Annotated in this window: 27 protein-coding genes; 20 read left to right on the top strand and 7 right to left on the bottom strand. The window is 41.3% G+C overall.

The window, feature by feature from the left end:
* Positions 1-3: 3 nt before the first annotated feature.
* From JIG37_RS09390 to JIG37_RS09360, 7 genes are read left to right on the top strand one after another with little or no spacing between them, the layout of a single operon-like run.
* Complete coding sequence (locus JIG37_RS09390; RefSeq protein ID WP_138618591.1) at positions 4-1,164, top strand: chemotaxis response regulator protein-glutamate methylesterase; 1,161 nt, start codon at positions 4-6, stop codon at positions 1,162-1,164.
* Positions 1,157-1,921: a flagellar motor protein gene (locus JIG37_RS09385; protein ID WP_054553255.1), complete on the top strand. Its 765-nt coding sequence runs from the start codon at positions 1,157-1,159 to the stop codon at positions 1,919-1,921. The genes JIG37_RS09390 and JIG37_RS09385 overlap by 8 nt, the downstream gene beginning before the upstream one ends.
* A gap of 6 nt (positions 1,922-1,927) precedes the next feature.
* The gene (locus JIG37_RS09380; protein ID WP_138599031.1) at positions 1,928-2,887 is read left to right on the top strand and encodes a flagellar motor protein MotB; all 960 of its coding nucleotides are present in this window, start codon (positions 1,928-1,930) and stop codon (positions 2,885-2,887) included.
* Between the two features lie 11 nt (positions 2,888-2,898).
* Entirely contained in the window at positions 2,899-3,669 is a 771-nt protein-coding gene (locus tag JIG37_RS09375; RefSeq protein WP_054553253.1) for a ParA family protein, read from the top strand.
* 2 nt (positions 3,670-3,671) lie between these two features.
* Positions 3,672-4,430, top strand: a complete 759-nt coding sequence (locus JIG37_RS09370) for a chemotaxis protein CheW (protein WP_199529235.1) — start codon at positions 3,672-3,674, stop codon at positions 4,428-4,430.
* 21 nt (positions 4,431-4,451) lie between these two features.
* A complete protein-coding gene (locus tag JIG37_RS09365; protein WP_054553251.1) occupies positions 4,452-4,949 on the top strand; it encodes a chemotaxis protein CheW in 498 nt (165 codons plus the stop codon).
* Between the two features lie 15 nt (positions 4,950-4,964).
* Positions 4,965-5,369: a DUF2802 domain-containing protein gene (locus tag JIG37_RS09360; RefSeq protein ID WP_054553250.1), complete on the top strand. Its 405-nt coding sequence runs from the start codon at positions 4,965-4,967 to the stop codon at positions 5,367-5,369.
* A gap of 17 nt (positions 5,370-5,386) precedes the next feature.
* Here JIG37_RS09360 and JIG37_RS09355 read toward each other — a convergent pair whose 3' ends face one another.
* Together JIG37_RS09355 and JIG37_RS09350 are read right to left on the bottom strand one after the other, a co-directional pair.
* Complete coding sequence (locus tag JIG37_RS09355; protein ID WP_054553249.1) at positions 5,387-5,695, bottom strand: EscU/YscU/HrcU family type III secretion system export apparatus switch protein; 309 nt, start codon at positions 5,693-5,695, stop codon at positions 5,387-5,389.
* A gap of 5 nt (positions 5,696-5,700) precedes the next feature.
* Positions 5,701-8,325: a flagellar hook-length control protein FliK gene (locus JIG37_RS09350; RefSeq protein WP_244664380.1), complete on the bottom strand. Its 2,625-nt coding sequence runs from the start codon at positions 8,323-8,325 to the stop codon at positions 5,701-5,703.
* Positions 8,326-8,427: 102 nt separating this feature from the next.
* Between JIG37_RS09350 and ccmA the strand changes: the two genes are divergently transcribed.
* The 10 genes from ccmA to JIG37_RS09300 are packed head-to-tail and all read left to right on the top strand — an operon-like array spanning position 8,428 to position 16,143.
* Positions 8,428-9,048, top strand: a complete 621-nt coding sequence (ccmA, locus tag JIG37_RS09345; protein ID WP_138599030.1) for a cytochrome c biogenesis heme-transporting ATPase CcmA — start codon at positions 8,428-8,430, stop codon at positions 9,046-9,048.
* Positions 9,048-9,734, top strand: a complete 687-nt coding sequence (gene ccmB / locus JIG37_RS09340) for a heme exporter protein CcmB (RefSeq protein ID WP_199529234.1) — start codon at positions 9,048-9,050, stop codon at positions 9,732-9,734. The genes ccmA and ccmB overlap by 1 nt, the downstream gene beginning before the upstream one ends.
* A gap of 1 nt (position 9,735) precedes the next feature.
* Positions 9,736-10,473 carry a heme ABC transporter permease gene (locus JIG37_RS09335; RefSeq protein ID WP_054553245.1) on the top strand — a complete coding sequence of 246 codons (738 nt, stop codon included), beginning with the start codon at positions 9,736-9,738 and terminating at the stop codon, positions 10,471-10,473.
* A gap of 2 nt (positions 10,474-10,475) precedes the next feature.
* Entirely contained in the window at positions 10,476-10,679 is a 204-nt protein-coding gene (ccmD, locus tag JIG37_RS09330) for a heme exporter protein CcmD (protein WP_054553244.1), read from the top strand.
* A complete protein-coding gene (gene ccmE / locus JIG37_RS09325; RefSeq protein ID WP_054553243.1) occupies positions 10,676-11,155 on the top strand; it encodes a cytochrome c maturation protein CcmE in 480 nt (159 codons plus the stop codon). Before ccmD ends, ccmE begins: the two co-directional genes overlap by 4 nt.
* A gap of 1 nt (position 11,156) precedes the next feature.
* A complete protein-coding gene (locus tag JIG37_RS09320; protein WP_187490190.1) occupies positions 11,157-13,112 on the top strand; it encodes a heme lyase CcmF/NrfE family subunit in 1,956 nt (651 codons plus the stop codon).
* Complete coding sequence (locus JIG37_RS09315; RefSeq protein WP_138599028.1) at positions 13,109-13,678, top strand: DsbE family thiol:disulfide interchange protein; 570 nt, start codon at positions 13,109-13,111, stop codon at positions 13,676-13,678. Before JIG37_RS09320 ends, JIG37_RS09315 begins: the two co-directional genes overlap by 4 nt.
* Entirely contained in the window at positions 13,678-14,139 is a 462-nt protein-coding gene (locus JIG37_RS09310) for a cytochrome c-type biogenesis protein (protein WP_138599027.1), read from the top strand. Before JIG37_RS09315 ends, JIG37_RS09310 begins: the two co-directional genes overlap by 1 nt.
* Complete coding sequence (gene ccmI, locus JIG37_RS09305) at positions 14,140-15,402, top strand: c-type cytochrome biogenesis protein CcmI (RefSeq protein WP_138618589.1); 1,263 nt, start codon at positions 14,140-14,142, stop codon at positions 15,400-15,402. It begins immediately after the preceding gene.
* A 9-nt stretch (positions 15,403-15,411) separates the two neighbouring features.
* Positions 15,412-16,143, top strand: coding sequence for a VacJ family lipoprotein (locus JIG37_RS09300; protein WP_138599025.1), 732 nt, complete (start codon positions 15,412-15,414; stop codon positions 16,141-16,143).
* 63 nt (positions 16,144-16,206) lie between these two features.
* On the opposite strand, the gene JIG37_RS09295 is transcribed toward JIG37_RS09300, so the two are convergent.
* Positions 16,207-17,430: an HDOD domain-containing protein gene (locus tag JIG37_RS09295; protein WP_054553237.1), complete on the bottom strand. Its 1,224-nt coding sequence runs from the start codon at positions 17,428-17,430 to the stop codon at positions 16,207-16,209.
* A 370-nt stretch (positions 17,431-17,800) separates the two neighbouring features.
* On the opposite strand from JIG37_RS09295, the gene putP reads away from it, so the two are divergent.
* Positions 17,801-19,312 carry a sodium/proline symporter PutP gene (gene putP / locus JIG37_RS09290; protein WP_199529233.1) on the top strand — a complete coding sequence of 504 codons (1,512 nt, stop codon included), beginning with the start codon at positions 17,801-17,803 and terminating at the stop codon, positions 19,310-19,312.
* Positions 19,313-19,375: 63 nt separating this feature from the next.
* Here putP and JIG37_RS09285 read toward each other — a convergent pair whose 3' ends face one another.
* Positions 19,376-19,678 (bottom strand): YebG family protein, encoded by a 303-nt coding sequence (locus JIG37_RS09285; protein WP_054553324.1) that lies wholly within the window; start codon positions 19,676-19,678, stop codon positions 19,376-19,378.
* A 246-nt stretch (positions 19,679-19,924) separates the two neighbouring features.
* On the opposite strand from JIG37_RS09285, the gene JIG37_RS09280 reads away from it, so the two are divergent.
* A complete protein-coding gene (locus JIG37_RS09280) occupies positions 19,925-20,218 on the top strand; it encodes a helix-hairpin-helix domain-containing protein (RefSeq protein WP_054553235.1) in 294 nt (97 codons plus the stop codon).
* 27 nt (positions 20,219-20,245) lie between these two features.
* Here the strand turns inward: JIG37_RS09280 and JIG37_RS09275 are convergent, their stop codons facing one another.
* The 3 genes from JIG37_RS09275 to JIG37_RS09265 all read right to left on the bottom strand — a co-directional run bounded on the left by JIG37_RS09275 (position 20,246) and on the right by JIG37_RS09265 (position 22,347).
* Entirely contained in the window at positions 20,246-20,548 is a 303-nt protein-coding gene (locus tag JIG37_RS09275) for a DUF6170 family protein (protein ID WP_054553234.1), read from the bottom strand.
* Positions 20,548-21,066, bottom strand: a complete 519-nt coding sequence (gene dsbB, locus JIG37_RS09270; RefSeq protein WP_138618583.1) for a disulfide bond formation protein DsbB — start codon at positions 21,064-21,066, stop codon at positions 20,548-20,550. Before dsbB ends, JIG37_RS09275 begins: the two co-directional genes overlap by 1 nt.
* A gap of 129 nt (positions 21,067-21,195) precedes the next feature.
* Positions 21,196-22,347 (bottom strand): chorismate mutase, encoded by a 1,152-nt coding sequence (locus JIG37_RS09265; RefSeq protein ID WP_054553232.1) that lies wholly within the window; start codon positions 22,345-22,347, stop codon positions 21,196-21,198.
* A gap of 334 nt (positions 22,348-22,681) precedes the next feature.
* Between JIG37_RS09265 and JIG37_RS09260 the strand changes: the two genes are divergently transcribed.
* On the top strand, positions 22,682-25,693 hold the full coding sequence (locus JIG37_RS09260) for an EAL domain-containing protein (RefSeq protein WP_138599023.1): 3,012 nt from the start codon (positions 22,682-22,684) through the stop codon (positions 25,691-25,693).

Genomic DNA, 25,693 nt, shown 5'->3' with positions numbered 1-25,693 from the left:
CCAATGGCAGTCAAAGTATTAGTTGTTGATGATTCAAGCTTTTTTCGCCGCAGAGTCAGCGAAATTTTAGAGCAAGACAGCAATATTCAAGTAATTGGTTTTGCCGTAAACGGTCGTGAAGCGGTCGATAAAGCCCGTGAATTAAAACCTGATGTAATTACTATGGATGTTGAAATGCCGGTTCTTGATGGCATTAGTGCCGTGAAAGAAATAATGGCAGCAACACCGACTCCTATTTTAATGTTCTCATCACTCACCCGTGATGGCGCAACAGCAACCCTAGATGCATTGGATGCTGGGGCCCTTGATTTTTTACCGAAAAAGTTCGAAGACATTGCACGCAATAATGAAGATGCAATCGCGCTTTTACAAAATAAAGTAAAAGAAATTGGTCGCCGTCGCATTTCTCGTTTTTCGCGACCAGCACCTATTTCGAGATCAACTCCGACTCCTACACTAAGAAGTAGTGGCGCTACAAGCAGTAGCGGTATTGTCCAGCCTGATCGCAGTTTTAGTCGTCCTGCTGCTGCAAGTTCGCCGGCTGCATCGTCATCGAATACGAGTAATATTCGCGCTTCGGGCAAGAAATATCAATTGGTTGCTATCGGTACATCAACCGGTGGACCTGTGGCGCTTCAAACAATTTTGACTCAGCTGCCAGCTAATTTCCCACATCCTATTTTGCTTATTCAGCATATGCCAGCTGCGTTTACGCCAGCTTTTGCTGCAAGGCTAAATGGCTTATGCAAAATCAATGTTAAAGAAGCGCAAAATGGTGACCGTTTAGTGCCTGGCACCGCTTACTTAGCGCCAGGTGGCCAACAAATGCTAATAGAGGGGCGTGGTGGTTCTCGCACTCTGCGAGTATTTGAAGACGATAGTCCGCGTATTACTTACAAGCCGAGTGTTGATGTGACTTTTGCAAGTGCTGCAAAAACCTTCGGCGGTGATGTGCTAGCTGTAGTATTAACGGGCATGGGCGCAGATGGCCGTGATGGTGCGCGTATGCTTAAGCAAGTCGGTGCGACTATTTGGGCGCAAGATGAAAAAACCAGTGTGGTGTATGGTATGCCACAAGCTGTTGCTAATGCCGGCTTGGCGAGTGAAAGCTTAGCGCTCGCAGATGTTGCGAATCGTTTAACGCGTGAGACTGGTTGTGGATAAACTGTCTTTCCTTGGCTTAATTGTCGCAGTAAGTGCCATCGCCTTTGGTTATGCATTAGAGGGCGGGGTTGTTTCTGCACTGTTTAATGGTCCTGCGCTTATCATCGTGCTTGGTGGTACGCTTGGGGCTGTCATGCTTCAGACCCCAGCAAGTGTTTTTACTAAAACACTTAAGATCAGTCATTGGGTGTTTTTTCCGCCGTATCACGATATTGATGCAGCTATCGAGCAAGTAAAGCGTTGGTCACATAAAGCACGTCAAGAAGGTTACTTAGCCCTTGAGTCGGAAGCGCTGTCGCACTCAGACCCGTATGCGGCAAAGGGCTTGAGTCTACTTGTTGATGGGATTGATGAGCAAAAGCTTAGAGATACGCTTGAAATTGATTTAATGCTTGAACGCGAACGCTTACTCGAGGTAAGCCGAGTTTATGAAGCTATGGGCGGTTATAGCCCTACAATCGGTATTTTAGGTGCAGTACTCGGTTTGATTCAGGCTATGCAATTTATAACGGATCCTGAAAAACTGGGTGCCGGTGTTGCTACTGCGTTTATCGCTACTATTTACGGTGTTGGTTTAGCGAATCTATTATTCTTGCCAATGGCGAATAAACTTAAGCAGCAAGTGGAACAAAAAATGCTGTATCATGAACTACTTGCTGAAGGCATTATTGCTATTTCGCAAGGTGAAAGCCCACTAAATATCGAACTAAAACTTGAGGCGTACCGTGTAGAGCGCCCAAGCTTAGTTGACGAGTAATTTATTATGATGCGCCGTCGTCTGCGTCATAACACGTCAAAAAACCAACATACTGAACGCTGGCTTGTCTCTTATGCCGATTATATGACCATCATGTTTGCTTTTTTTGTGGTCATGTATGCGATCGCAATTAGTAAAAATGAAGATTTTCAAATTCTCTCAGATTCACTAGAGCAGGTGTTTGAAAAGTCTGCTCGTCAGCAACAACAGGTTGGCACTGGGGTTAACGGCACAGGCATACTAACTGACAGAGTCAGCCCTGAGAACGACATTCTATACGGTGAGAGCATTCGTAAAGATGAGCAAGGCCCTGAATTACTCGATGGGCAAAGCGAAACCAGCAATATTGAGAAAAAACATCTCGGCAAGCCTCTCGACAGCTTACTTACTAAATTACAGTCTGCGCTCATTGATGAAATTCGTGATGGCGAAGCAAGTTTAGAGCTTCATCAAGATTGGCTCATCATTGAATTAAGCTCTGGTATGTTGTTTTCATCGGGCAGTGCTGTTGCACAGCAGCGTGCAAAACAAGTTGTTAGTTTAGTGAAAGATATTATTGCACCAGTTGATAATTACATTCGTGTGCGTGGTTATACCGATAACGAAGGTATTCGTAATGAGATGTTTCGCTCTAACTGGGAGCTATCTGTAGCGAGGGCGACATCTGTCCTAGTTGAGCTTGAGAGTTTAGGTATTAACCCTGCGCGTATGGCTATTGAAGGTTACGGGCAATATTCACCTTTCGCAAGTAATGACACTGAGCAAGGACGCGCAGAAAACCGCAAAGTGGTTGTTGCGTTGTCTAAATATGGTTTACCACCACAAGAGCCAGAAAACGCAGAACAAGAGTCACAAAACCAACCGCAACAGACGACAGAAATTGAGTTGCCAAGCGATGATAACAGCATTAAAGTGATTCAATTACCACATGGTGGAATTAGGATTACCACGCGCAATGAACAATAATAAGGTGTGATGTGAAAGTTTGGACCGTAGCGAATCAAAAAGGTGGGGTAGGGAAAACAACAACAGCCGTTAGCCTTGCTGGTATTCTCGCTTTACAAGGAAAACGCGTGTTACTTATTGACACCGATCCGCATGCATCATTGACTTATTATTTTGGTATAGATTCAGAAGACTTAGAAGTCAGCGTGTATGATATTTTCGCGCGTGGTAACAGCATGGCCAGTGAAGAAATTTTGCAGGCTCTATGTCCATCAACACTTGAAAACCTAGATATCTTACCTGCGACGATGGCAATCGCGACGCTTGATAGAAGCATGGGCAATAAAAATGGCATGGGCTTAATACTAAAAAAAGCGCTTGCCAAAATTAGCGACCATTATGACTATGCAATTATTGATTGCCCGCCTGTTTTAGGTGTTTTGATGGTCAATGCTCTTGCAGCTAGTGAGCGAATTTTAGTACCAGTACAAACAGAATTTTTGGCCTTAAAAGGGCTTGATCGTATGATGCGTACGATGGAGCTGATGCAAACATCGCAAGCAAAACAGTACCAATATACGATTATTCCAACAATGTACGATAAACGTACTAAAGCATCACTTGAAGCTTACAAGACTCTGCAGGATAATTACAAAGATAAAGTATGGTCAGGCGTGGTTCCTGTCGATACAAAGTTTAGAGATGCTAGTTTAGCACAGCAAGTGCCGATTCAATTTTGCCCGCGTTCGCGTGGCGTTTTTGCCTATCGTGCCCTGCTTGATTACTTAGTTGCACAAGGTTAAAGATGAGTAAGCATTTATTTGCCAATGAAAAAGTGATGACCCAATATTTGGGCGCTTTGTTGTGTGAAGATGAGCCTACAGACCAAAATCTTGAGCCAGTCGCAAAGCTGCTGGAGCAGGTTAAAGAGCCTGAAATTAAGACAGAAGAAAAGCTGACAGACGTTCAGCCTACTCCAGAACCTGTTTTACCACCCCCAGAACCGACTAAAGAGCTTGAGAAAACCGAGAACCAAGCTAATATCAAAGATATAGTCGCAGAACCTAAAGCTGAACTGGTTGCAAAAACCTCGTCTGATCGTCAAGAAGACTATTTTGATGGTGAATTTCAGGCATTATTCTTTGAGGTTGCAGGGTTAACCCTTGCTGTACCGTTAAAAGCATTAGGGGGAATTCATCAGCTGGCAGAGGTTAACCAATTATTTGGTAAACCAAAATGGTTTAAAGGTGTCATGCTAAACCGTGAAGAAAAACTAAATGTTGTTGATACTGCACGTTGGGTTATGCCAGAAAAGTATGATGAAAAATTAGAACAATCATTAGATTATCAGTATTTAATCACCTTAGGTGACAGTCAATGGGGATTATTGGCTGAAAAGCTCGTAAATAATATTACGCTTCGTAAAGAAGATGTAAAATGGCGAGCAAAATCAGGTAAGCGGCCTTGGCTTGCAGGTGTTATCAAAGAGAAAATGTGCGCCTTGATTGACGTTGAAAATTTAAATCAATTGCTAGAGCAGGGCTTAGACAGCCGTGAGCAGTAACTATTTTTACGGAGTAATAGCATGAGTGAAGAAAGACTACTGTCAGCAAATAAAAACGCTGATAGCAACGATGAAGTGTTACAGTGGGTAACCTTTAAACTTGAAGAAGAAACGTACGGCATTAACGTAATGCAAGTACAAGAAGTACTTCGCTATACCGAAATTGCTCCTGTGCCAGGTGCGCCTTCTTATGTGTTAGGTATTATTAACTTACGTGGTAATGTTGTTACTGTGATCGACACGCGTGCACGTTTTGGTTTAATGGGTGCTGAGGTTACTGATAACTCTCGTATCGTTATCATTGAAGCTGAAAAGCAAGTGATTGGTATTTTAGTCGACAGTGTTGCTGAAGTGGTTTACCTACGTAGCTCTGAAATTGACAGTGCGCCAAATATTGGCACAGAAGAAAGTGCTAAGTTTATCCAAGGTGTATCTAACCGTGATGGTGAGTTACTGATCTTGGTTGATCTTAATAAATTATTAAATGACGATGAGTGGGACGAGCTAAGCGCACTATAAGCGTTTGGAAATTATATGCTGTTATACTCTTTGTTTGGTGCCTCAATCTTACTTGTATTAGTGTGTTTGGGGCTTATTTTTGTCAATAACAATAAGCAAGCGGCGGCGATTCAAGCTAAGCAAAAACAGTTACAAGAAGCTCAACAGCAATTGAGTATTTTACGTAGCGAAGTGGCTGAAATGCGAGCTGGCATGCTAAGTATTGGCAAACGTGTTGTTGCTGTTGAAGAAAAAAGTAAAGAGCTTGAACAGCTACAAGATGCACAAAAATATGATGATCCGAATGCGAAAATTTATTCGCGAGCGGTTAAAATGGTTGAGCTAGGCGCTGATTTAGAAGAAATAATTCGTGAATGCGAATTACCCAGAGCTGAAGCTGAGCTACTCATGTCACTTCATAAACAAAAAGGCGCCGAATAGGCGCTTTTTTATTTGAGCTAAGCTTTGATGTTGAGCTTACCTTGAAAGTCTTGCCATCCCGGTGGAAACTTACCACGTAATACGTACGAAAAAGCAATTAATTCGGCAATAACATAATAGAGCTCTTTCGGGATTTCTTCACCTAACTCAAGATGCGATAAGGTTTGAGCTAAGTCCGCATCTTGATGTATCAAAATGCCTTTTTGCTCAGCAAGTTTGACGATTTCTTCAGCCAATTCACCAAAGCCTTTACTGGTTACTCGTGGCGAGCTACCCGCTTCGTAGAGTAAGCCAATTGCTGATTTATGCACCGCTTGTTCACTCATAAAAATTACACCTTAATGTTAATAATCGCATGGGATTTATAAAAAGCTTGGTGGTTTGATGTCCCTTGTTGCAAGTTTAACTCACCTACATTTAAACCATGGCCTGCTAATTTATGACGCAGTGTTTCTAAATGCGGATGAGCAAGTGCTGTCACTTCTTGTGAAGAAGCGAGCAATTGGCAATCAACTGCTTTATCCATCACCTCTGCGGTAATTTGTAACTTGCCAAGCTGTGCATAATCAAAATTCAATCGCACAAACCAGACATTCTTAGCTTCGAGTTTATTTTTACTTGGCTTTTTATATTGTCCTAAGCTGATTTCTGTTTGCCCTGTTTCAGGAGGTAATTTCATAGGTAAGAAAAACTGCGCGAAAGCACTGTTATCTTGTTGCTGATTGATGGGCGTTGTTTGCACCTGAGCTAGAGTGTTTTTCAGTTGCGAGGCTTCAGCCGCCATGGCTTGCATCGCAGGCTGCTGTAGTTGCTCGAGTAATTTATTGCCGTTAACGGCTTTAAAGTTGGGCACTAACACTTGCAGTAAGGCATCAAGACCAGTTTGATTATTAAAACTAAGGTTGGTTGGTGCTTGATTAATAATTGGCGCGGCAAGTGAAGCCACTGCTAGTTGTTCTAACCCTTGGCTGAAGCTTGCCTGCTGAGTTTGACTAGGCAGTGCTGTTGGCCTGAGGATACTTAAAAGCTCTCGTTCAATCGTTGTAGGGTGCATGTTTTGACTCGAGATCATGCGATTAAATGCTTGATTAACGAGCCTGTTTAAATCTACCGAAGACGATGTGTTTTGTTCGCTCAGGGCTACAAGTTTCTCTGTTAATTGCACTGGCAGAGGCATACTTGCTAACGGTTTACTTTCAGGGAGCGGTAATAGCTTAGCAATCAGCGTGGCTTCGATTGGCCTTATCGGCAATAATGGCTGACTCAAGTTCGGCTCTTTCAACGCTAAGAAGGGGGCGTGTAATTGAGTTTGCTGTTGAACAACTTTTTGTAACCCTACGGTTTGCTCATTGGGTGCTCGAGTCACGAAGTTATGCTGTTTAGTTTGCTCACTCATATTTTTCAGTACTGAATTAGCAAGGCTACTTTTAACTGGGGCAAGCTGTTCAGATGCTGCTTTGTCTGAGTTTAGTGTATTAACAGAACTGTTAATTGACTTGTTGTCTGCAGGTGCTTTTTGCATAGCATTGTCTATGCTCAATACAGGGAGTTGTGCTTTGCTATGGTTTGTAGCCAACTGAGTCGCTTGATTTTGTGCGCTAACAAGCGGCTCTAAACTGACTTTTAACCGTTGTAGTAACTGTATTAAAGGTGCTGCCTTGTTATAGCTCACGGGTAAACTAACTTGCTTTGCAGGCTGACTTTCGGTTAATGGCTCTGTCTGTTTAGCCGCAGGTGGTGGCGTATTAGCTGTAACTGGCCTACTTTCTTTTTGTAGCACTTGAGACGAAGCAAGTTTTGGCGTGCTTTGTTGAGCAGCGGCAAACTTTACTATATTGATTTTATTAGCATTAAAACCTAGTTGGCTAATCGTATTTTTGCTTTCAATCAGCTGATGCGTTGACTGGTTAACAGCCGCTTTGCTGGTAGCAGGAAGCTTTTCAAAATAGCGCACTGCATCACTAATACGCGTTTTTAAATCAGCAAAACTGTCTTTTAGCCAAGAGCTAATGGGTGAATGTGAGCTGCTCGATGGTGCTAACAACGTTTTCTTAGGTTCAACTGCTTGGCTTTTTAATGCTTGATTGAATGTCTCTGACAGCGAGTTCTTTAACAGTATTTGTTGCACAGGCGCTTTATTTATAAGTTCAACAGTATTTTTAACTTGCTGGGGGGTTAGTTTTAATGCATGAGGATGAAATTGCCACTGGGCTTGGATTTGCTTAGCTTGTTTTGGCGATATTGTAGGTAGCGGTAAAGTTAATTCATTACTTTGCTTGTTTGCAACGCTTAACTGTACTTGTTGCCCTGCTAATTTCAAATTCATTTCAGGGGTTAGCTTTGCCAGCAACTCAGCTACTTTTTGTTGGCTAACACTTTGCTGATGGAGTGAATCCCCAAAGCGATTAATAATGTTTAAATTAAAGCTATTTTGTTGGTTGGTAGCAGGCAGCAAAATGGCTTTAAGCGGTGCTTCAGTTTTTAAAAGAGCAACCAGGCTATTATTAAGAGCAAACTCAGCTTTTAATGCCGGTAGTTGTAGTAAAGGTTTACTTGGCGCAATCTGAGCTGGGTGCGGCATATTTGTATTTGCACTCCCTTGCGTTAGCAAGTTCAGTAGTGCTTGTAATTGCTGGCTTTTGCCAAGAGTAATAGTCAGCGGTGCTGGTGTGATAGTCAGCTGTTTACCATCACTACTTAATTGAATATTGGCCGCTAAAAAGCGCTCAGTTTTGAGGTTTTCTTGCTCTGTTGATAAGCGCAGTGTTTGCCATGAGTTATTGATTAGCACGTCCATTTGCACGCCATGCTTACCAATCACAATATTACGGGCAGTTAGGCTCTGCTCAGCCAGCATTTTCAAGGCATCATTAGGTGATTGCTGTGGTGCACTGCTGATTGCTTTTGGGTCTAGATTAAGCTGAGTGCTGAGAGTCAACTGGCTTTGTTTATTCATTATTTTAGATCAAATATAAGTTAATCGTTTTAAAGCAATATTCGTATTACCCTATCATTATGGTAGACTAACGCCTAATTTTGGGTATAGAGAATCGTCATCTTGTTACACATTAAGGCCGTCACCTGCATCAAGCAAGATCGTTGTTTGTTTGCGGATCTTAATTTCAGCTTGAAATCGGGACAAATTATGCAGTTAGCTGGTCCGAATGGGGCTGGTAAAACATCATTATTGCGTATTATCGCGGGTTTCGCTATGGCGGATGAAGGCGATGTTTTGTTCCAAGATCGCTCAATTACAAAATACTATGATGAATATGCACAAGAGTTATTATTCATCGGCCATAAAACTGGGGTAAATACACAGCTTACCGCCCTTGAGAATGTCGCATTTTGGCTAAAAATAAATGGCTACGATAGCAAACAAGACTTGTATCCGATCCTTGCAAAAATAGGCTTGGTAGGTCTTGAAGATGTACCTGTTCGTATGTTGTCAGCAGGGCAACAACGCCGTGTCGCTCTCGTAAGACTGTGGTTAAACAGTGCAAAACTATGGATCCTTGATGAGCCATTTACAGCCCTTGATAAAAGCGGTGTTGCATTTTTACAAGAACGCTTTGTTGAGCACCTAAATGCTGGCGGCGCGATTCTATTAACCACCCACCAAGATTTAACGACACATTTTAGTGACCTTCAAACAGTGACTTTGGAGTATCGCCACTGATGGTAAAACAGCATTCGTATTGGCAATTATTCTCTGCGGTTTTTTCTAAAGATCTTAAATTAGCGTTTCGTCAGCGTGCTGAAATCGTTAACCCTATCTTGTTTTTTCTTATCGTTATTACACTTTTTCCGTTAGCAATTGGCCCTGAACCCGGTCTACTTGCTCGTATGGCGCCGGGCATTATTTGGGTCGCTGCTTTACTCTCGACCATGTTAGGCCTAGATAAGCTATTTCGTGATGATTATCACGACGGAACACTAGAGCAATTAATTGCTTCATCATACCCTTTACCGTTAACTGTCCTTGCAAAAGTGGCAGCGCATTGGGTGATCACGGGGTTGCCTTTAGTGTTAATGACTCCGGTATTTGCTTTGTTATTGAATTTAGAAAGTTCAGCGCTTTTAGCAACCATTCTGACCTTATTGTTAGGTACGCCATTGCTTAGCTTCATTGGCGCAATTGGCGCTGGACTCACTGTGGGACTACAAAAAGGCGGCATTTTAATGAGTTTGCTTGTTCTGCCTTTGTATATCCCTGTACTAATTTTTGCAACCTCGGCTATTGATACCAGCTCTATGGAGCTTGCCTATAGCGGACAGCTTGCAATCCTTGGTGCCATGCTAATCGTAGCGATTATAGCGGCGCCAATTGCCATATCGTCAGCATTGAAAGTGAGTGTAAGTTAATATGTGGAAGTGGTTACATCCCTACGCAAAAGCAGATCGTGCTTACCAATTGTGTAACACCTTACTGCCTTATTTCGCCGTCGTTACGGTGGTTTGTATGATTGTTGGATGGGTCTGGGGGCTTGCTTATGCCCCAGCCGATTACCAACAAAAAGACAGCTACCGAATTATTTTTATCCATGTGCCTTCAGCTATTTTATCTATGGGCGCTTACTCTTCTATGGCGATTGCAGCAGTGATCGCACTAGTATGGCAATTACGTAATGCAGAACTTGCAGTGATTGCAATTGCACCTGTCGGGGCATGTGTGACAGCGATAGCATTAATTACCGGTGCAGCATGGGGTAAACCTATGTGGGGCGCATGGTGGGTGTGGGATGCACGTCTTACCTCTGAGTTAATTCTGTTATTTTTATACCTTGGTGTGTTATCGCTTTATCATGCTTTTGAAGATAAAAAAGCAGCGGGGCGTGCTGCTTGTATCTTAGCCATTGTTGGGGTTATCAACTTACCGATTATTCACTTCTCGGTGGAATGGTGGAATACCTTGCATCAAGGTGCAACCATTACAAAGTTTGATACTAAAGCTATTGATCCAAGCATGTTTTGGCCATTAATGGTTAACATTGTTGCGTTTGCAGGTTTTGTTGGTGTGGTGACGTTAATCCGCCTTAAAAACGAAATTCTTCAACGTGAAAAGCATCGCCCTTGGGTGCGTGATATGGTTGAGCGAGGTTAATCATGCAGTTTGATTCTTTTGCAGATTTTATTGCCATGGGTGGCTATGGCTTTTATGTATGGTTGTCTTTTGGTAGCTGTGCATTAATTTTACTCGGTATTTTATTTAGTTCGTTAAACGATACAAAACGTATTTTCTCTTCAGTAAAGCAGCAAGCACAACGTGAAGAGCGCATTAAGAAAGCGAAGCAAGAGGCAGGGCAATGAATCCAAGACGTAAAAAACGTTTATTAGCAGTTGTAGCCATTATTTTTGGTGTGGGTGCAACGATTGGTTTAGTGCTGTATGCACTGCAAGAAAACATCAATTTATTCTATACCCCAAGTGAACTTGTTGATGGTAAAGGACCAAATAAAGAAAAACCGCATATTGGTCAAAAGTTACGTATTGGTGGCATGGTTGTACCAGGCTCAGTTGTTCGTGACGAATCAAGCTTAAAGGTAAGCTTCAAACTGATTGATAAAGGCCCTATGGTGACAATTAATTATCAAGGGATCTTACCGGACTTATTCCGTGAAGGCCAAGGGATTGTGGCGCAGGGCGTGTTAGTTAAAGCCAATGAAATTGATGCCTTTGAAGTACTTGCAAAGCATGATGAAGAATACATGCCTGCAGAAGTTGCTGAAGCAGTGAAGGGTATCAAGCACGAAAAACCGACGTATAACTTAGATAACGGCAATTAATATGATCCCAGAACTCGGTTATTTTTCTTTAACACTGGCCATGGTGCTCAGTGTTCTATTGTGTATTTTTCCTATGTGGGGGGCGCATACCGGCAATTTACGTTTAATGCGTGCCGCCCCATCACTGGCAATTGGACAGTTCGTATTTGTGCTTTTGTCTTTTGCGGCACTTGTTTATGCTAGTTTAACCGACGACTTTACTGTTTCGTATGTTGCTTATCATTCAAGTAGCACCTTACCTTGGTACTACAAAATAACCTCGACATGGGGTGGTCATGAAGGGGCGATATTACTTTGGTTAGTGATGCAAGCGGGTTGGACAGCCGTAGTAGCTATGCGCTCGCAATCATTACCTTGGGTATTACGTGCTCGTGTACTTGGTGTACTAGGCTTTTTAGGTGTTGGCTTTATGTTATACACCTTGTTAATGTCGAGCCCATTTGAGCGCTTATTACCGTATTTCCCTGTAGAAGGTCGCGATTTAAATCCGTTATTGCAAGACCCAGGTATGATTATTCACCCGCCATTGCTTTATATGGGCTATGTAGGTTTATCTGTGTCATTCTCATTCGCTATTGCAGCGTTACTTACTGGTAAGCTTGATAATACTTGGGCTAAGTGGTCTCGTCCTTGGACTATGACAGCATGGGGCTTTTTAACACTTGGTATTACCATTGGTAGTTGGTGGGCATACTCAGAACTTGGCTGGGGCGGCTGGTGGTTCTGGGATCCCGTTGAAAACGCATCATTAATGCCATGGCTTGTGGCAACCGCATTGCTGCACTCATTATCAACCACCGAAAAGCGTGGTGTATTTAAGTCGTGGACCGTATTACTGGCTATTGCAGCATTCTCGTTAAGCTTACTGGGTACCTTTATTGTTCGCTCGGGTATCATTGTATCTGTGCATGCTTTTGCCTCAGATCCTAACCGCGGTATGTTTATTTTAGCATTCTTAGCCATTGTAGTTGGTGGTGGTTTATCGCTTTATGCACTGCGTGTATCACAGGTGAAAAGTGAGGGCCGTTACAAGTTTGCCTCACGTGAAGTTGCGCTTTGGTTAAATAATATTTTCTTAGTTGTGGCAACACTGATTGTATTGCTAGGTACATTATTGCCAATGATCCATAAAGAACTTGGCTTAGGCAGCATTTCGATTGGTGAGCCGTTCTTCAACAAGATGTTTGCGATTCTACTGGTGCCGTTTGCCATTTTAATGGGTATGGGCCCGCTGTTACGCTGGAAACAAAATAAATGGTCAATGTTGCAAAACAAATTTGCCCTATCGGCTGTAGTTAGCCTAGTTGCAACGGCAGCGTGGTTATATTCAAGTTACGATGTAATTGCGCCAATTACCTTTATTGCAACTACGCTAGCGGTATGGATTGTTGTTACTACAGTGGTTGATTTAGCAGCAAAAGTAACCATTCACAAAACCTTAGGTGAAGGCTTTAAACGTTTAGGACTAAGCTATTGGGCGATGGTATTAGGTCACGTTGGTTTAGCGTTCGTGATTGCAGGTGTAACGTTAACCTCTGCTTATTCAGTAGAGCGTGATGTATCAATGAAGCCGGGTGACACTGTGGCTTTAAATGAATACCAGTACCGTTTTGATGGTGTTAAGTCTATTCGCGGCGCTAACTATAGCGGCCATGCTGGGGTTGTCACTGTGCTGAAAAATGATAAACAAGTAACCGTTTTACATGCTGAAAAACGCCGTTATGACATTGGCATGCAGTTTATGACAGAAGCCGCTGTGGATGCTGGCTTTACGCGTGACTTATACCTAGCACTGGGTGAGCAATTAAGCCAAGGTGCGTGGTCGTTACGTATTTACCATAAGCCTTATGTTCGTTGGATGTGGCTCGGTGGTATCTTGATTTCACTGGCAGGCTTTTTAGTGCTTGGTGATAAACGCTATCGCCAAAAATCGACTAAGCAGGAGGCATCAGCATGAACCGTAAACTACTCGCACTAGCACCTTTACTGGTTTTCGTTTTACTGTGTGTGTTTTTATATCAAGGCTTGTTTGCTAACCCGCGTGAGCTGCAAACTGGGCGTATTGGGCAGGCTATGCCAGCTTTCAACTTGCCAGACTTGATGGATGAGTCAACGCGTTGGACAGATAGTGATTTAAAAGGTGAAGTTTACTTACTCAATGTGTGGGGCACATGGTGCCCGACCTGTTTAGCTGAGTTGGGCTATTTAACTGAGCTTAGAGAGCAGGGCGTTAAGATTGTTGGCTTATACTACGAGCAAGGCTACGACCCTGACTTTGATGGCCAGTTTGATATTAACGCACTACGCGAAGACGTTACCAGTATGCTTAATCGTGCTGGCGACCCATATCAATTCAATATCTTAGATTTAAAGCGCACATTAGCCCTTGATTTAGGGGTGTCTGGCGCGCCAGAGACCTTCTTAGTTGATAAGCAAGGCACCATTTTGCTGCACCATACCGGCGATATTAATCCGCGTGTGTGGCGAGCCAAATTCGCACCGTTAATGCAGGAGTTACAGTAATGAGACTCGTGATTTTTTTAGCAAGTTTGCTTATCACGTTTAGTGCATTTGCAGAGCAAGACAAATATCAATTTGATGACAAAGAGCAAGCTGTACGCTTCAGTGAGCTTACCAAAGAGCTGCGTTGCCCTAAATGTCAAAACCAAAACATTGCCGACTCAGACGCGGTTGTAGCCAAAGACTTACGCGACAAAGTGTTAGCGCTGGTAAAAGATGGCAAAACTAAAGATGAAGTCATCGATTATATGATTGACCGTTATGGCTACTTCGTACATTACGATCCACCCGTAACACCCGCAACCTTAGTATTATGGGTATTGCCAGTATTGATTGTGGTACTTGGCTTTGGGTTTATTGTTTTACGCCAACGTAAGGCATCGGTAAAACAAACATGGACAGAGCAAGACGAGGCACTACTTGCAAAGTTAATTGAACAAAATCAACGTCAGGAGCAAAGCTAGATGGCATTAATGTGGGCTTCTTTTGTTTTACTCACGCTGGTTGCATTGCTATTTGTTGTCGTTCCTTTTTTTAAACGCGAACGTATTCAACGCCTTGATCACAATGCAAACTCGGAGTTAATCCGAATTTATCATCAACGTTTAGATGAGCTTAAAACAGACTTAGATAACCAACGTATTGATGCACAAATGCACGACGAATCAGTTATCGAACAAAAACGTCGTTTGCTCAATGAGCTGTCTCCAGAAAAAGCGCTAAATAGTAAAGGTAACAACCGTATTTTTGCCCTTACTGGCGCTGGCTTTTTAATTGTTTTAACGGCTATCTTTTACGGTTACACGGGTAGTCAGCAGCAAATAAAAGGCTGGCATGACGCGATGGCAAACCTTAAGTCGTATGGTGAACGTGCCGTAATGCAAGATGGTGAGCCATTGACACCGAATGAGTTGCAAGCATTTGCTTTAGCATTGCGTACCAAGCTTGATCAAAGTGGTGATGATGAAGTGGCGTGGATGCTGCTAGGTCGTGTTGCGATGTCATTAAATGAATTTGATATGGCGATGCAGTCATTTGATAAAGTGCTAAAAATGAACCCGGATAACAAGCAAGTGCTGATCAGCTACTCGCAAGTTCTGCTAATGGAAGGCAGTGATGCGAATATGTCACGTGCAGCAACGATGTTATCGAGAGTGTTAAAAGCAGAGCCGACTAATATTGATGCAATCTCATTGTTAGCTCTGATTGCTTATGAGCGCAAGGATTGGCTGCAAGCTAAAACTGCGTTTGAAGTACTGCTTGCAAGTATGCAGCAAAATGATCCGCGTTATAGCATGATTGCAGAGCGTATTGCTGAAATTGATGCTCACTTAAATAATCAGCAGCAAGTTACAAATACAGAAATTGCAAAAGCTTCACACAGTGAAATTAGCATCACAGTTGATTTAGACTCAGCTCTAGCAGATTCGCAGCCACAAAACGGCACCTTGTTTGTTTTTGCAAAAGCAGCCAGTGGCCCACAGATGCCATTAGCCGTGGTAAAAATGACGGAATACAGCTTTCCGCTAACAGTGACATTGAGTGATTCGAATGCAATGGTTGAAGGTCTGAATTTATCAAGTGTCGATAAAATTATTTTAACTGCGCGTTTATCAAAAGATGCAACTGTGGTAACTTCTAGCGGCGAGTTGGAAGGCAAGTCGGGTATTTTAGAACGTGCGAACGTTAAAGAGTACGCGTTGCTAATTAATGAGTTAATACCGTAAGGATAGCCGATGTTTAGGCACAGTATATTTTTTATCTTTTTTGTAGTGCTTGCAGGATGCGCACAAATACCCGAAGAAAAAGCGGATGAGCGAGATCCGTTACAGTCGTTTAACCGTCCTATGTATGATTTTAATATGGACGTGCTTGACGCCTATATTCTTCGCCCAGCAGCTGTTGGCTACGTTACAGTAACGCCAACACCGGTAAGACGTAGCATTGTTAATTTTACCGATAACATCACCGCACCAACGGATATGGTCAATGCTGGTCTGCAGGGTAAGCCTGGTAATATGGGTATTAGCTTAGCGCGCTTTTTAGTGAACTCTACAGTAGGTCTACTCGGTTTTTTTGATGTTGCTTCATCGCTGGGCTTAGAAATTGTCGATGAAGATTTTGGCCAAACTCTTGGTGTATGGGGAGTGGGTGATGGTGCTTACTTGATGATCCCTGGTATGGGACCAAGTACCGCACGAAACTTAACTGGTGATGTTGTTGATAATTTCGTATTACCTGAAATAACACTAACAACACCTCAAACAATATTAGTGTTTGCACTTAAAGCGGTTGAAGCCCGTGCTTCATTAATGCCACAAGAGAGCCTATTAAATGAGTCGCTAGACCCTTATATCTTCATGAAGGATATCTACTTCCAGCGTCAATTATATGAGCTACATGATGGTAATCCGCCACTAGAAAAAGAACCAGATGACTTTGACGAAGACTTCTTAGAAAATCTTTAAAAGTGTTAAATAAAAATGCCAGCAATTGCTGGCATTTTTATATCGTTAAGGGATGGGTATTCATCAGTCCCCAAATACACTCATTTGGTCATTAGACCAACTTAATGCATCATGGTAAGCGTCCGGTACTTCTTCAGGTTTAAGTCCAAGTTGTTGTTGGATTTCTTTCGCTTTTTCCCAATTTGCTTGCTCATAAAATTTTACCAGCTTTAAATACGTTGCTAATAAGCCTTCATCTTTGAGTAGCGCATCTTTAATTTCAATAGTCAGCGGTAACTTGTTCATTACACTTGGCATATCTTCGTCGAGGATTGCATCCATTAACGACATCATACCCGTTAAAAATGCCATACCAGTATCTCGCATTTTGCCGTGGCTGATTGCCAATAATTCAGCAAACCGAGCACGGGTCAATGAAAGGCGAATTAGTTCGGCTGGCTTATCTGCTGCGACTTGCGCTGCAAATAAAAGTGATAAGAAACGTTTAATTTCTTCACTTCCTAATACAATAAGCGCTTGTTTAATTGTGCTGATTTCAGCGCGACGTTTAAAGGCCGCTGAGTTTGAGTAGCGTAGCAACTTATAAGATAAGTTAACGTCACGTTCAAACACCTCAGTGATTTTTCTGAGGTTTAGATCAATACTCGATGTTTCATATAGAAGCTCGGCAAGAGCCATCTCTGATGGCGGCAAAGTTTTGCTTTGTACCATCTCAGGTTTTGAAAAGAAAAACCCTTGGAAGTAGCTAAAGCCCATTTCTAGGGCAAGCTGATACTTTTCGTATGTTTCAACTTTCTCAGCAAGCAACTTTATGTGTGGATACGGCTTAATAGCCTCGATGATCGCTTTTATTGAGTCTACATCACAAGTTAGAAAGTCAATCTTAATAATATCGATGTAAGGATAAAAGTGTCGCCATACAGGTTGGTGAATGTAATCATCAAGTGCAAGTATATAGCCTTTTTCTTTTAGATCTTTAACTAATGCCAGTAAGCGTTTACCTGGTTGGATTGTTTCTAATATCTCTACTACCACCTGCTCTTTACCAAGTAAAAGTGGATAACCCTTTTGCAAGGTTTCTAGAGTAAAGTTGATATAAGCAGGTTTGTTATCCGTTAAATCCTCTAAACCAAAATTAAATTGGCTGCCTTCAATAAGTCGTGACGTTGCTTCATCGCCATCAATATCAGGAAAAACGTTGTCTACGCCATCTCGAAATAAAAGCTCGTAGCCAATTAGTTTTTTATCCCTGTCTAAAATAGGTTGGCGTGCAGCGTAAAAATACATAGTCCAAACATGTCCACATCTGTTAATTCATTTACTTCTCGCAATATATTGCATTGTGCCTGAAATAGCATTAGCTAAATGTTCATTTGCGAGGAAAAGTTATTATTTTATTAAGAATTAAAGACTAGGATAATTTGCAGATAAATTCTATAACTTGCGATTAAATATAAGAAAAATGTTAGATAAAAGTTGAAAAATTGAGCTTTGTCATTTATCTGCTTGATTGGAGTTAAGGGGGGTAAGCATGATATAGTCGTGGGTGATATAGGTTTTTACCCCAATAATGTCTTTAAATTAAATAACTTGCGAGTCATTATTCGGATTAAAAGCCAACATTAAACAACTTTTGGAGGCTAATTTGGAAACAGGAATGATAATTTCGTTAGCATTGTACTTCATCGTCATGTTGGGGATTGGGCTATATGCTTATCAGCAATCTACCGACGATGTATCAGGCTATATGCTAGGTGGTCGTAATTTATCACCAAGTGTTGCTGCGCTTTCAGCTGGCGCATCTGACATGAGTGGTTGGCTGCTAATGGGCCTACCAGGTGCAATGTACTTGTTTGGTTTAAGTAAGGTTTGGATTGCCATTGGTCTAGTACTCGGTGCTTGGGCTAACTACTTCTTAGTCGCGCCTCGCTTGCGTGTTTACACAGAAAAGGCGAATGACTCAATCACCATTCCTGATTACTTTGCAAACCGCTTTGATGATAATAAGAATATTCTGCGTGTTATCTCTGCGATTGTTATCATTGTTTTCTTTACTTTATATACCTCATCAGGTGTTGTTGCAGGTGGTAAGTTGTTCGAAAACTCATTTAATATGAGCTACGAAATGGGTCTATACATCACAACAGGTGTCGTCGTGTTATATACCTTGTTTGGTGGCTTCTTAGCCGTGAGCCTGACTGACTTTGTGCAAGGTTGTATCATGTTTATCTCGCTGCTGGCTGTGCCAATTGCGACGTTTACCATGCTTGATCAGCCAGTTATGGATACACTTGCCAATGCACGCTATGACTTATTATTAAGCTCACCAAAAGAATCTGAAATTCATGCACTTAATATGATGGATTGGTTTGCAGGTGGTTCGACTATAGCGATTATTTCAGCAATGGCATGGGGCCTTGGTTATTTTGGTCAGCCACATATTATTGTGCGTTTTATGTCTGTACGTTCAGTGAAAGATATGCCAACCATGCGTCGTGTGGGTATGTCGTGGATGACGCTATCAGCAATTGGTGCTGTGCTAACTGGTCTATTTGGTGCTGCTTATATGCTTGAAAACCAAATGCCTATTGATGATAAAGAAACTATTTTCTTAGTGTTGTCTGAGCTTATCTTCCATCCTTTAATTGCCGGTTTCTTATTGGCAGCAATTTTAGCGGCAATTATGAGTACTATCTCTTCACAGTTGTTAGTGTGTTCAAGCTCTCTAACTGAAGATTTCTACAAAATTTACTTAAACCGTAGTGCATCTCAAAAAGAGCTGGTTTTAGTTGGTCGTATTAGTGTTATCTTAGTTGCCTTATTTGCTATTTACCTAGCTTATGACCGTAATAGCTCTATTTTAGACTTAGTAAGTAATGCATGGGCTGGTTTCGGTGCAGCATTTGGTCCACTGGTGCTACTGAGCCTTTACTGGAAACGCATGAACTTACAAGGGGCTATTAGTGGCATGGTTGTTGGTGCAGCAACAGTGCTGTTTTGGATATACGCGCCAATTACTATTGATGGCCAAGCACTAAGTGCAATCATTTATGAGATTGTCCCTGGCTTTATTTTATCAACAATAGCCATAGTTGTTGTTAGCCTTATGACGGCTGAGCCGAAAAAAGAAATTACAGACTTATTTGATGAAGTTGAATCGTCATTGTAGTTTTTGATTAAACACAAAAAAGGGCAACGGATGTTGCCCTTTTTTTATGATCTAAATTTGCGTTTAGCTTGCCGCTTTTTCTTTTATATCAGCAACGTTATCGTCTGACTTTGCTTTTTTAGGTTTAGCTGGCGCGTCTTTTGCACCTTTAAGTACCGCCATAAATTGGTCTTTTTCTTTTGCCATTTCAAGCGCCAGTGACTCAATTTGTTGCTCGCTTAATGGTACATCAACTTTTTCAAGCATAAGTTCTAATGACTCAGCAATGTCGAGCATTTTGTCATACGCATCAGCTTCTTTCTTAGTAGTAAACGTCATGCGCTCGACTCCGTTTCTTTCTACAACATATTTAACAACAACAGCCATGATTTCTCCTGCATTTAAGCCTGGCATTGCAGCGTAAAATCGCTGCTAAGATTACTGTTTTTATATACAGTAATGCTTCGAGCCTTATTTTGCAAGTAACTTGAGAAAATTTTTATTTAGTAAATTTGACAATACTTTGTGTATTAGCTTTATTTAAAATGTTACCCAAAGTTAAACACAAGCGATGGAGTGAGTGTTGGGTAATCGCTAACTATCAGTCCAAACAAGGGCGTCATGGAGGAAATTATGAAATTACTATCAAGTATTTTACTTGCCGCTACTCTTGCATTACTTCCTGCTACACAGGTATCAGCCGAAACACCAACCAAAGCAACACAAGTTAAAATGCAAAAGCTGAGTATTAATAAAGCCAGCATTGAGCAGTTAACTCAATTACCGGGTATTGGTGAATCAAAAGCGAAAGCGATTGTCGAGCATCGCACCAAGCAAGGCTCGTTTAAGTCGCTAGAACAATTAAAAGAAGTAAAAGGAATTGGTGATAAGCTATTCGCTAAACTTGAGGGGAAAATTACTCTATAAATAGCAGGTTATCACCTATACAGGGCGTTATTCGCCCTGTTTAAATTCATTGATAGCCTTGTCTAAATGCGCTAACGCGAACATGTTTTCGATAGGTGTTGTGATAAGAGGGTAACTTAAACCTGCTAACAACAACCAAGGAATAAGCATCCACCCTTCAAAGTAAGCTAAACCTAAAAATAATGGCGCTAAAAAGGCAAGCTTACATACCGATAAAATGATCTTTTTGCTCGGGCTTAAATGAGCTAAAGCAAGAGCAATAATCTGCTGGCGTTGCCTTACTTTAAAGTTTTTTAAAGTAGGGATTTGGCTAGTAAAAAAATAAATCATTATAGCGACTTTTTGCTCACTAATCGGCTAACTAAAACAGCCACAAATACCACTGAAAATGCTGCAAAAATCACTTCCATCCATGCCGGCATGCTCATTGAAGCAAACTGCCAATCGATATTGCCACAATCACCTGTGGCAGCAAAGAAGCTAGGGATCCATTCATGCAAAGGCATAAAACTTGGGAAGTTAGGTTCAAATGCACAGCTAAATGCAAACGGGTCGGTATTGTTTTGCATTGCAATGTGTTCTTTAGCAATAAAGTAACCCCAAATTGCTGAGATACCCCAAGTGGCAAATGCGACTAAGCGAACAACCATACTTTTTGGGTTAATCGCACCAATCACACCTGCTGCAAGTAAGCCTAAAACAGCGGTGCGCTGATAAATACACATGATGCATGGCTCAAGTCCCATGTTGTATTGAAAAAACAATGCTGTGACTTCAAATGCGAGTGAAATAAACGCTAGTAATAACCAAGGTGTTCTTTTAGTTGCTAATTCTGCTAACCAATTCATGAAAGATCCAATTTCAAATTGTTTTCAAGATTATGCTTAGACAGGGCTATGGGTGCAAGTATCTAAGATGAAATTATACGAAAAAGGAGTCGACAGACTCCTTTTCATTAGTCATATCTAGGCAGGCTATTACACACTAACAGCCTGCAAAGACTCACTTTGGTAACAGCCTAATACACGTGTGTACTGAGTGTGTTCTTTCAGCTCTTCAAGCGCTTGCTTAACATGTAAGTCATCAAGGTTTGCTTCGAGGTCAACATAAAACACTTCTTCCCACGGATTTCCTGGTACGGGGCGAGATTCTAGTTTTACTAGGTTAATTTGGTGATGTTTAAAAATCATTAAAGCATCAGCCAATGAACCTGCTTGTTGTTTAGTCGCCATGATTAAACTGGTTTTGGTCGGAATTTGCTTCGATACTTGTAGCGGCTTACGGGCGACAACAATAAAGCGGCTGTGGTTTTCGCTTTGGTTTGCAAGGCCTGACTTAATTACTTCTAAACCAACATTTTTGCCAGCTTGAGCTGAGCCGATAGCAGCGCTATTTGCTGTTTCAACCGCAGATTGCAATGCGTGGAAGGTTGAATCACAGGTTTCATGTTGAATGTCACCTAGGCCTTGAATGAAACGGCTACATTGAGCAAAAGGTTGTGGATGAGCAAAAATTTTATTGATATGAGATAGCTCAGTACCTGGCATTGCTAATAAACAGTGCTCAACGCTATGGGTTACTTCACCTACAATTGATACTTGTGCGTGTTGTAATAAGTCGAATACTTCATTGATACTTCCTGAGCTGGTGTTTTCAATTGGCAGTAAGCCAAAATCAGCCTGTCCACTTTCAACTTTACCAGTGATCTGTTCAAAGCTAGAGCAACCCATTTCAATCACTTTGCCAGGGCGGCGGCTAAAATATTTATGGCAGGCTAGTTGGCTATATGAGCCTTGCCCACCCAAATACGCAACACGATGGCTTTCGCTCATAGCTTCTGGGTTGAGGTTCTTTTGCAGCATGGCTTGCTGGTTTAAAACAGAATCTTCAAGAATAGTTTGAAACACATTATTAATGTAGTAAGCGTCAAGACCTAATGACTTACCATAACTGATTAGTTTTTCCAGAAGTGCTTGTTCGCGAGCTTCATCACGAATTGGTTTGTTATTGGCAATTTTATATTCGACTACGCTGTGGCTTATACGGCGTCTTTTAGCTAGTAACACAAGTAAGTCGGAGTCGATTTCATTTATATCGTGTCGTAACGCATTTAATGTATCAATGCTCATGTTGGTTTCCTCATTCCAAAACAGTGCACAAACAAAAAAGCCTCCCAAGAGGGAGGCTTTAGCTATTCGGTGAAATTATCTCGCAAACAGTTAAGCCTCCTCTATCTAAAGAAGCTAAAAAAAGAAAAATAAGTGCGAGAGATAATTTGTTTCATTGGACTAATGTAAAAATACTTCTATGTAAAGTCAACTGCATAAACATGCTATTTTGGACAAAGCGAAAGATTCCTCAGAAATTTCATTAATCTTCATAAAAAATTTATAAATCTAAAAATGAATCTGGTATATTTGTTTTTGCATAATAAATAATAACAATTATTAATAAGGTAGTCCTGTGGTGTATCGACGACCGCCATCCCGGTTTGGGGTGAATTCATTAAGTATGAAATTGTCGCTGTTAATCTCTGCTATTTGTTTAATTGCAGGTATTTGCGCTGCAGCTTTAATGCTTAAATCAGAAGAAAAACAGCTTGTTTTTGAAGAGCACGAACTTTTAAAGCATTCGAGTGAACGCTTGAGTCGTCAATTCAATCGCTTAATTAACACCAAAATAAATATTGCAGAGCAAGCTAACAATGTCGTTAGTAGTCAGCTACTGCATAATGAGTCACATCTACAAAATAACCGCAGCGCAGATATAAAGTTTGCAGTTGATGGCAGTATTCGCAGCACTTCTGAGGATGGTTTATCAGCTTCATTTATTCCACAAGACCAGTACTCTAATTTTTATAAGCAGCTGATTAACGATTCTGAATCGCTATGGAAAATTGTCTCACCAACGCTTATCCAAGACTTTTTTAATTTTTATTTAATCACTAAAGATAACTTTATACGTATTGCTCCACCTAATTGGGCGCTCAATGTACCGGGCGATTTTGACTTTACCAAAGGCGAGACATTTAATTACGCACAAGCTGCAACAAACCCGAGCCGAGAAGCTGTATGGTCAAAGGTGTATTACGATACTATTTGGCATAAGTGGGTAGTAAGCGTGCTTGTGCCAATCTATCTTGATAACGAATTTTTTGGTGTCACTGGTAGTGATATTGCTCTTGAAACCTTATTGGCACAGCTGCCTATTGGCGATCGTGAGCAACATTTATTAGTCTTTGATGCGAAAGGTCAGCTCTTAGCTCATCCTGATTTAGATAAAACAACGCTTGAGCAATATGGCCGTGAAGGTAAAAAGTTGCTGACTGAAGATTTTGTTAATCCTGATCTACAAAAATTAGTGTCTGAAACCATTCGCTTAAAATTACCAGAGTCTGCAAATTCATTTGTACAAGATGGTGAAACCCATATTATCAATATCCGCAAAGTCGAGAACCTTAATTGGTATATTGGTATTTATAAAAAGCGCTCGTCGGCACTTTCTGCGCTTGAAGAGCTAAAAGTAAAGTTCTTTGGCTTGTTTATCCTGTACGCTATTTTAGTTGCTTTGTTATTGCATCAAGCACTTTATCAATTAGTACTGCGTCGTATTCACTCTTTGGTAAATGCGGTTGTTAGTTTTGGCAAAGGGCAATTTCAAACTGAATTTCCTAAAGTGAACAAAGACGAAATAGGCACGCTTAATGGCTCTTTTAGAGACATGGCAATAGAAATTCGTAAATTAATCGATGGTTTAAATCAGCGCATTAGCGAAAAAGAAATAGCTGAAAAAGCAGCGAACCGATTATCCAAAGCAGTTGCCTTCTCAGGTACAGGCGTTGTGATCACTAATCAAGACTTTGAAATCAAATACGTGAACCCGAAAATGGTTGAGATGACGGGTTTCGAGGAACGCCACTTTATTGGCTCACCATTGATGAATATTATCTCTCAAGAAATGGCGATTTTAGTTGACGATATTGATATCGACCTACGTAGCCGTAACTATTGGCGAGGAGATACTTTATTACAGGGTAATGAGCGTCAATCTGTATGGGTTTCATTGAGTATTTCTCCAATCCGCGAAGAAGGGGGGGAAATCACCAGTTACGTGGCTTCAGCTCAAGATATTTCGTTTGTGAAAGAAAGTCAGCGAAAAATGGAACAGCTTGCCTATTTTGATACATTAACAGGGCTTGCAAACCGAACTTTCTTTAGAATGCAGCTACGCAAGTCTATGGCACTTGCTGAACGTGGTCATTATGCATTTGCTTTATTTTACTTTGACTTAGATGAATTTAAACGTATCAACGATACGCTAGGTCACGATGCGGGCGATCAGTTATTGGTTGAAGTTGCTAATCGTTTGAAAAAGCGTTTACGCACCGAAGATACCATTGCACGTTTAGGTGGTGATGAGTTCGCAGTCCTGTTAAGTGGTATTGAGCATCAAACTCACGCCATGGAAGTGGCGAATACCATTCAACGTACTCTTAATGAGCCTATCAAACTAGGTAACAATGAAGTGATAATTAGTGCCAGTATTGGTATCACGATGGCACCATTTGATAGCCAAGAGGAAGATCAGCTACTGAAGCATGCTGACCTTGCTATGTATGAAGCAAAAGCGAAAGGGCGTAATACTTACCACTTTTATAGCCAAGAGCTTAATGCTGCTGCCAATGAACGCTTGTTTATTGAAAATGAGTTACGTACAGGTATTCGTGAGGGGCAGTTCCAGGTTTACTATCAGCCACAAGTAGATTGTCGCAGGAATCAAGTTGTTGGCTATGAAGCACTCATACGGTGGTTCCATCCAAATGAAGGCATGATACCGCCAACTAAATTCATTCCTATTGCTGAAGCTACAGGTTTGATTGTTGAGCTTGGAGCGTGGATATTGCAAGAAGCGTGTGAGTTTGCTGCACGTTTAGCAAGCCAAGACTTAAAAAATAATATTTCAATCAACTTATCAGCACGTCAATTTAAAGATGCTAATTTGGTGTCGACGCTTGATAAAATCATCAAGCAAACAGGTGTTGAACCAAAACGCATTCACTTAGAATTGACTGAAAGTATGTTAATGGGACATGTTGAGGCGGCGATCTTACAACTGCATCAACTAAAAGCACTTGGCGTTTCAATTTCAATTGATGATTTTGGTACCGGATACTCGTCACTGAGTTATTTGAAACGCTTCCCAGTCGATATTTTAAAAGTTGACCGCTCTTTTGTGAAAGATATCCCTGAAGACAGTAATGATATGGAGATCACTGCTGCGATTATCGCAATGGCACAAAAACTTAAGCTTAACGTTGTTGCTGAAGGGGTCGAAACTAAAGAGCAAATTGAGTTTTTACAAAATAATAACTGCTTTGTTGTGCAAGGGTATTACTTCAGTCCGCCTGTGAGTGAGGCTGAATTACCTAAGTTATATGAGCATTTACAGTCACTAGATTTAATCAAGAATGATTAA

This window comes from Pseudoalteromonas sp. bablab_jr010, from assembly GCF_016464105.1.
In the GTDB taxonomy this organism is placed as follows: domain Bacteria; phylum Pseudomonadota; class Gammaproteobacteria; order Enterobacterales; family Alteromonadaceae; genus Pseudoalteromonas; species Pseudoalteromonas simplex.
This window is presented reverse-complemented; position numbering and strand designations above follow the sequence as displayed.

Bases quoted from the DNA above. Each gene is read 5' to 3' on its own strand.
- JIG37_RS09390 (WP_138618591.1), top strand. From the start codon at position 4: ATGGCAGTCAAAGTATTAGTTGTTGATGATTCAAGCTTTTTTCGCCGC.
- JIG37_RS09380 (WP_138599031.1), top strand. From the start codon at position 1,928: ATGATGCGCCGTCGTCTGCGTCATAACACGTCAAAAAACCAACATACT.
- JIG37_RS09370 (WP_199529235.1), top strand. From the start codon at position 3,672: ATGAGTAAGCATTTATTTGCCAATGAAAAAGTGATGACCCAATATTTG.
- JIG37_RS09365 (WP_054553251.1), top strand. From the start codon at position 4,452: ATGAGTGAAGAAAGACTACTGTCAGCAAATAAAAACGCTGATAGCAAC.
- JIG37_RS09360 (WP_054553250.1), top strand. From the start codon at position 4,965: ATGCTGTTATACTCTTTGTTTGGTGCCTCAATCTTACTTGTATTAGTG.
- JIG37_RS09355 (WP_054553249.1), bottom strand. From the start codon at position 5,695: ATGAGTGAACAAGCGGTGCATAAATCAGCAATTGGCTTACTCTACGAA.
- JIG37_RS09350 (WP_244664380.1), bottom strand. From the start codon at position 8,325: ATGAATAAACAAAGCCAGTTGACTCTCAGCACTCAGCTTAATCTAGAC.
- ccmB (WP_199529234.1), top strand. From the start codon at position 9,048: ATGGTAAAACAGCATTCGTATTGGCAATTATTCTCTGCGGTTTTTTCT.
- JIG37_RS09335 (WP_054553245.1), top strand. From the start codon at position 9,736: ATGTGGAAGTGGTTACATCCCTACGCAAAAGCAGATCGTGCTTACCAA.
- ccmD (WP_054553244.1), top strand. From the start codon at position 10,476: ATGCAGTTTGATTCTTTTGCAGATTTTATTGCCATGGGTGGCTATGGC.
- ccmE (WP_054553243.1), top strand. From the start codon at position 10,676: ATGAATCCAAGACGTAAAAAACGTTTATTAGCAGTTGTAGCCATTATT.
- JIG37_RS09320 (WP_187490190.1), top strand. From the start codon at position 11,157: ATGATCCCAGAACTCGGTTATTTTTCTTTAACACTGGCCATGGTGCTC.
- JIG37_RS09315 (WP_138599028.1), top strand. From the start codon at position 13,109: ATGAACCGTAAACTACTCGCACTAGCACCTTTACTGGTTTTCGTTTTA.
- JIG37_RS09310 (WP_138599027.1), top strand. From the start codon at position 13,678: ATGAGACTCGTGATTTTTTTAGCAAGTTTGCTTATCACGTTTAGTGCA.
- ccmI (WP_138618589.1), top strand. From the start codon at position 14,140: ATGGCATTAATGTGGGCTTCTTTTGTTTTACTCACGCTGGTTGCATTG.
- JIG37_RS09300 (WP_138599025.1), top strand. From the start codon at position 15,412: ATGTTTAGGCACAGTATATTTTTTATCTTTTTTGTAGTGCTTGCAGGA.
- JIG37_RS09295 (WP_054553237.1), bottom strand. From the start codon at position 17,430: ATGTATTTTTACGCTGCACGCCAACCTATTTTAGACAGGGATAAAAAA.
- putP (WP_199529233.1), top strand. From the start codon at position 17,801: ATGATAATTTCGTTAGCATTGTACTTCATCGTCATGTTGGGGATTGGG.
- JIG37_RS09285 (WP_054553324.1), bottom strand. From the start codon at position 19,678: ATGGCTGTTGTTGTTAAATATGTTGTAGAAAGAAACGGAGTCGAGCGC.
- JIG37_RS09280 (WP_054553235.1), top strand. From the start codon at position 19,925: ATGAAATTACTATCAAGTATTTTACTTGCCGCTACTCTTGCATTACTT.
- JIG37_RS09275 (WP_054553234.1), bottom strand. From the start codon at position 20,548: ATGATTTATTTTTTTACTAGCCAAATCCCTACTTTAAAAAACTTTAAA.
- dsbB (WP_138618583.1), bottom strand. From the start codon at position 21,066: ATGAATTGGTTAGCAGAATTAGCAACTAAAAGAACACCTTGGTTATTA.
- JIG37_RS09265 (WP_054553232.1), bottom strand. From the start codon at position 22,347: ATGAGCATTGATACATTAAATGCGTTACGACACGATATAAATGAAATC.